Raw genomic sequence first — 1,066 nt, forward strand, 5'->3', positions numbered from 1 at the left:
GGCGGGCTCAACCGGTGGTTGCAACACCGAGGAGCTGGGTCATCTTCTCACCTGGGGTGGCCCAGCCCAGGGTCATGCGGGGGCGGTCGTTGAGTTCGTCGGCGACGTGGTTAAGGCCGGCTTGGTCGATGGTGGTGAAGTCGAATTTGCCTTTGGGGAAGTACTGGCGCAGTAGCCCGTTGGTGTTTTCGTTGCTGCCGCGTTGCCAGGGGCTGTGGGGGTCGCAGAAGTAGACCGGGCAGTCGGTGGCGATGGTGAAGTCACGGTGCCGGGCCATCTCGACGCCCTGGTCCCAGGTCAGCGAGGCCCTCAACCGCTGCGGGAGCCAGGTCATCGCGGCGGCCAGCTGGGACACGACGTGTCCGGAGACCTTGCCCTCAGGCAGCCCGACCAGGATCACGAACCGGGTAGCGCGTTCCACCAAGGTGGCGATCGCGGAACCACCGCGCCCACCCCGACGGACCCCTTCGAGCAGGTCACCCTCCCAGTGCCCGGGCACGGCCCGGTCAGCGACCTCGGCCGGCCGGTCAGCGATACGCAGGTTCACCCAGGGCCGAGCCGAACGCACCGCCCCAGCGCTTGCCGCCCGACGACGGCGAGCGGCCCGCCCCGATCGCAACGCCACCTGCCGCGTCAACTCCGCACGCAGATTGCCCCGCGCCTGCAGGTAGATCGCCTGGTAAATCGTCTCGTGCGACACCCACATCTCCGGCGTGTCCGGGAACTGCACCCGCAGCCGAGCACTGATCTGCTGCGGCGAACGACGTCGTCGCAGCATATCCAGCACCATCTGACGCAACGGCCCGTCAACAGCCAACCGCGGCACCCGCCCGGACCGGTTATGCCGCAGAAACGACGCCCACTGCGCCATCAACGGCTGATACCGCTGCCCATAGCGCTCGAACCGACCTACCTCCCGCGAGATCGTCGACGCCGACCGCGCCAACCTTTCCGCGATCGACCGCAACGACTCACCCGCAGCCCGACCCAACCCGATCTGCTCCCGCTCCAGCGGGCTCAACCTCGACGCCATAACCACCCCAACGAAGATCACGGAAGGGTGTTG

Annotated in this window: 1 protein-coding gene; it reads right to left on the reverse strand. The window is 67.6% G+C overall.

Annotation, left to right across the window (positions count from 1 at the left end):
* Window positions 1–7: 7 nt before the first annotated feature.
* Window positions 8–1,033 (reverse strand): IS30 family transposase, encoded by a 1,026-nt coding sequence (locus ACPXBU_RS34805; RefSeq protein ID WP_425761396.1) that lies wholly within the window; start codon window positions 1,031–1,033, stop codon window positions 8–10.
* Window positions 1,034–1,066: the final 33 nt, after the last annotated feature.

Origin of the sequence: Micromonospora sp. DT231 (assembly GCF_049847025.1) — a bacterium.
GTDB lineage: Bacteria > Actinomycetota > Actinomycetes > Mycobacteriales > Micromonosporaceae > Micromonospora.